At 41.0% G+C, this 4,830-nt stretch carries 4 protein-coding genes; all 4 read left to right on the top strand.

Annotated features, from left to right (window positions below; genetic code table 11):
* The coding region (locus VJ937_RS02055) for a CofH family radical SAM protein (RefSeq protein WP_324065257.1) at positions 1 to 856 on the top strand (856 nt) is incomplete at its 5' end.
* Positions 857 to 926: 70 nt separating this feature from the next.
* Positions 927 to 1,727: a PASTA domain-containing protein gene (locus VJ937_RS02050; RefSeq protein WP_324065256.1), complete on the top strand. Its 801-nt coding sequence runs from the start codon at positions 927 to 929 to the stop codon at positions 1,725 to 1,727.
* Positions 1,717 to 3,561 (top strand): T9SS type A sorting domain-containing protein, encoded by a 1,845-nt coding sequence (locus VJ937_RS02045; RefSeq protein WP_324065255.1) that lies wholly within the window; start codon positions 1,717 to 1,719, stop codon positions 3,559 to 3,561. The genes VJ937_RS02050 and VJ937_RS02045 overlap by 11 nt, the downstream gene beginning before the upstream one ends.
* A gap of 4 nt (positions 3,562 to 3,565) precedes the next feature.
* Entirely contained in the window at positions 3,566 to 4,588 is a 1,023-nt protein-coding gene (locus VJ937_RS02040) for an RluA family pseudouridine synthase (RefSeq protein ID WP_324065254.1), read from the top strand.
* The last annotated feature ends 242 nt before the right edge of the window (positions 4,589 to 4,830 follow it).

Here is a 4,830-nt window from a genome sequence, read left to right as displayed (position 1 = left end):
AGCCGAAGGGAGCTGGGAATATTCCATTGATGAAATGCTTGCTATGGCCCAAAATGCAATTGAGCAGGAGCCGGGCCTCACTGAATTTCATATTGTAGGGGGCGTACACCCTGACCGTGGTCTTAAATTTTACATTGACCTGATCTCCGCATTGCACACAGCACATCCCAAAATTCATATTAAAGCTTTTACCGCCGAAGAAATTGTACAGATGTGCAAACTTGACGGTGTGCCCCTTGAAACAGGCATTGAAGCACTACACAATGCAGGACTTATGTCGATGCCGGGTGGTGGCGCCGAAATATTTGACCCCGGGATACGCAGGAGAATATGCCCCGACAAAATTTCTGCAGATGAGTGGCTAAATGTGCATGAAATAGCACATAAACTGGGTATTCCTACAAATGCAACCATGCTTTATGGCCATTATGACACCATGAAGCACCGCCTGGCGCATTTAGAGAGGTTAAGAGAACTTCAGGATCGTACAGGAATGTTTAATGCCTTTATTCCACTCAAATTTAAGGCAGGTAACAACAAAATGAGCCACCTTGGTGAAGTATCAATAATTGAGGATCTTAAAACTTTTATGCTCACCAGAATTTTTCTCGATAATATTCCACACCTAAAAGCCTACTGGCCCATGCTGGGTATTGATCAAACACTGCTTTTGCTACATTTTGGCGTCGATGATATTGACGGAACTATTGCCGATACAACTAAAATTTACAGCATGGCTGGTGGCAAAAAACAGCCTGCAATGTCGTCACACGAACTAATTAATTTTATTAAGCAAAACCAGCGCACTCCGGTTGAACGGGACAGTATTTACAACACAGTTAAAATTTATTCTTAAAATCATCGTTCCCATTTATCCAACCTAAAAGCAAAGATTTTATCTTTGTGACAAATAAAATCAGAAACCAATGAAACTGGGTCGCTTTCTTAAATCGAAGACTTTTGGAAAACATTTGTTAATTGCAGTAGTGTCGCTTATAGTTTTTGTTTGGCTTGTATTTTTTGGCCTGAAACTATATACCCATCACGGACAAGCCCTCCTTGTTCCTGATTTTACCGGGTTAAATAAGCAGGAAGCTGCCGAACTTGCCGATGATAAAGATTTAGAAATTGAAATTGCAGACTCTGTATTTATTGATGGACGCAGAAAAGGAACTGTAGTGGATCAGAATCCGCGTCCCGACTTTAAAGTAAAGGAAAACCGTACAATATTTTTAACCATAAATGCGTTTAATCAGGCAAAAGTACCTGTACCCAATACCGTTGGCGTATCGTACCGGCAGGCAAAAGTTTCATTGCAAAGTGCCGGCCTAAAAGTTGGAAAACTCATTTACAGGCCCGATCCGATGAAGAACTATATAATTGAACAACGCATCAATGGCAGCATTATAAAGCCCGGCACTATGGTGGCCAAAAACAGCGAAATTGATTTGGTGCTTGGTAAAGGTTATGGTAGCCAGTACGAGAGCGTGCCCGATTTAATAGGATTAAGCTCCAAAGAGGCTTTTCAGACCATTAACGATCGTTTCCTGAATGTTGGGGGTGTTTTGTACGATGAATCGGTACTTACATACAGCGATTCACTTAATGCCAGGGTTTATAATCATAAACCTGGTGAAGGCAGACGTATTAAGCTCGGTTCATATGTCGATATTTGGCTGACAGTAAAAGAGAATAAGTTTAAAACAGACTCATTGCATGCGGAATGAAATAATTACATATTCGAAGTTAATTGCAGTTTTTGTATTCGTTTTGTTTTCTGTACATCTGAGCGGGCAGGAATACCTGACAGGTACCGATCGCAATGCAGAACTTAAAGCATTCGATCATGAGGCAACCAGTTCACTTATGAAGCAACAGAGTAGTCTATCATTGCCCTTTTTTGACGATTTTTCAGTGCTGTCTATACTTCCTGATCCGGGCAGATGGATTGATCAAAAAGCGTATGTGAATGATAATTATGCTGCTAATCAACCCACAATTGGTGTGGCTACACTCGATGCAATCGATGAGAACGGAGACCTTTATGCTTTTCACGATACTGCATCTGTTACGCCAGGAGACACGCTGACATCTCAGCTTATTGATGCCTCCGCCTTCACAGCTGCTGATAATATTATGATAAGTTTCTTTATACAGGGAGGGGGACTTGGTAATACTCCGCAAACCAAAGACAGCATTATTCTGCAATTCCGGTTTATAAACGATACCCTCAACGAGTGGCGAAGTGTATGGAGTAAACCCGGTACACAAATGGATACCTTTCAGGAAGTTCGGATTATGCTCAATCAGGATGAATATATTCACGACAGTACGCAATTCAGGTTTATTAACTTCTTTTCACTCGAATATGCAGGAATGAATTGTGACCACTGGAATATTGACTACGTTAACATGGACGCCAACAGGTCCATAGAAGATTCGCTGATTGATGAGGTTGCTTATACACACAACTTAAACAATATATTAGGAACTTTCAGTGCCGTTCCATGGGATCATTTTAAAACCTATTATGCCCAAATAATCGATAATATTGAATATCGTTTTACAAATTACACTGAGGAAATAATGAACATTACCCCATACCTGAGATGGACGAACCTTTATACAGGCCAATCACAGGATATTGGTAATATTGCAAATAACTATGACCCCAATACCCACTACGAACTGGAGCAGCCCGTTAGTGGTAGTTTGTTTAGCTTGAATGACGACGATTCGGCACGTTTCGAGGTGCAAAACCGGTTCTATTTAAGTGAATCAGATTACGAACCCAATAATGTTACCAGCCGTACATTTGATTTGTATAATTATTATGCTTACGACGATGGCTCGGCAGAAGGCATGTACGGTGTGAGTAATAAATTTGGGATGATTGCTGTCAAGTACAATACTTTCGAAGCCGACAGTTTAAAAGCCATACGTATCTATTTCAATAAAAGTCTGAACAATGAGAACCGTTATTTTAACCTGATGGTTTGGGATGAAGGCGGTTCGGGCCCCGGAGAAGAACTCTACAAAAAAACACGCAACCTGCCGGAATATGCCGATTCAATAAATGATTTCGTTACTTATGAACTCGACAGTGCCATTGCAGTAGGGGAAACTTTCTACATTGGTTGGCAAAAAATTACAGACCAACGCCTGAATATGGGGTTTGATAAAAATTTCATAGCTTATCAGAAAAACTATTTCAATGCCAATGGTAGCTGGGAACTGTCACAGTATGATGGTTCGCTCATGATTCGGCCAGTATTAAGAGATATGTTTGCCTTTAAAGATACATTTGCTCCACCCGAAGATCCGGAGAATGATAAAGATGTATTCAGGGTATATCCCAATCCTGTTCCCGCTTCAGGGGTACTTCACATAAAACCCAAAGCAGCCCACTGGGAGGTAGAGTTATTCGATCAAATGGGCAGATTGGTCTACAGGGGTATGGATGAAGCGGAAATCAATATGAACGGTATGCAACGTGGACTTTATATCTTACGTTTGACGGAAAATATGACCTATCATACATACAAAATTATTAAAGAGTAGGGGAATGGAACATCAGGAGCAGGAGATGTATGAACACTATCAGTTTCATGCCGATCCGGGGCAAAAACCATTGCGAATAGACCGGTTTTTGGTTGTAAGAATAGAAAACGCCAGTCGTAATAAAATACAGGAAGCTGCCCAGGCAGGTTTTATTTTAGTAAATGAAACACCCGTAAAGCCAAATTATAAGGTGAAACCCGGCGATGAGGTGCGGGTTATGATGAGTCAACCCCCGCGCGAAATTGAGATTATTCCTGAAGATATTCCGCTTGATATTGTGCATGAAGATGAGTCGCTGATCGTGGTAAATAAACCTGCCGGACTTGTTGTGCATCCCGGTTATGGTAATTATACCGGCACGCTGGTAAATGCCCTCGCATATCATTTTCGCGATTTACCCATGTTTAAAGATAATACCGACCCCAGACCAGGTTTAATACACCGGATCGATAAGAATACTTCAGGATTGTTGGTGATTGCTAAAACAGAAACTGCAAAAGTTAAACTGGCGGCCCAGTTTGCAGATCATACTTCACAACGCACCTACCAGGCTATCATTTGGGGAAGCCCAAAAACTGAAGAGGGTACAATTACGGGACATATAGGACGGTCTTTAAAAAACCGGAAAGTAATGACTGTTTTCCCTGAAGGTGAGTATGGTAAGCATGCCGTTACGCATTATAAAGTGCTTCAGCACTACGATTATGTTTCACTTATAGAATGCAAGCTTGAAACCGGCAGAACACATCAGATTCGTGCGCACATGAAACACATCGGTCATCCAATATTCAATGACAATGAATATGGTGGCGACCGGATCCTAAAAGGCACAACATTTACAAAGTACAAACAATTTGTTCGTAATTGTTTTCAGGTTTGTCCACGCCAGGCACTTCACGCCAAAACACTGGGATTTAAACATCCTGAAAGCGGAGAAATGATGTGCTTTAATTCTGACCTGCCACATGACATGTCGCAGCTGCTTGAAAGGTGGACAAATTACCTTCAAAACAGGATAAACAAATAATCTGATTAGCTGGGAAAGTTGGTTCTACCTGGATTTTTGAGCTTTCTCTTTTTCAATCCATTCCTGATTGTAGGCTTTGATACGCTCAATATCATTCCTGACTTGTCCATTTTAGTGCGACAAATTATATTTTGTTTTAAAAAGAATCATACTTAAATTATTAATGTGTTGGTTGAGTTGGATTGGCCTAAGTGTTTTGAGCGGGCACCTTCTACTTGAAGATTTCGGCCGTAGGTAAATTA

This window comes from Salinivirga sp. (genome assembly GCF_035268865.1).
In the GTDB taxonomy this organism is placed as follows: Bacteria; Bacteroidota; Bacteroidia; order Bacteroidales; family Salinivirgaceae; genus Salinivirga.
Note: the sequence above shows the minus strand (reverse complement) of the source record. Positions and strands in the feature narration are given on the sequence as shown.

Excerpts from the sequence above, each read along its gene's own strand:
- VJ937_RS02050 (WP_324065256.1), top strand. The coding sequence starts at position 927 with ATGAAACTGGGTCGCTTTCTTAAATCGAAGACTTTTGGAAAACATTTG.
- VJ937_RS02040 (WP_324065254.1), top strand. The coding sequence starts at position 3,566 with ATGGAACATCAGGAGCAGGAGATGTATGAACACTATCAGTTTCATGCC.
- VJ937_RS02045 (WP_324065255.1), top strand. The coding sequence starts at position 1,717 with ATGCGGAATGAAATAATTACATATTCGAAGTTAATTGCAGTTTTTGTA.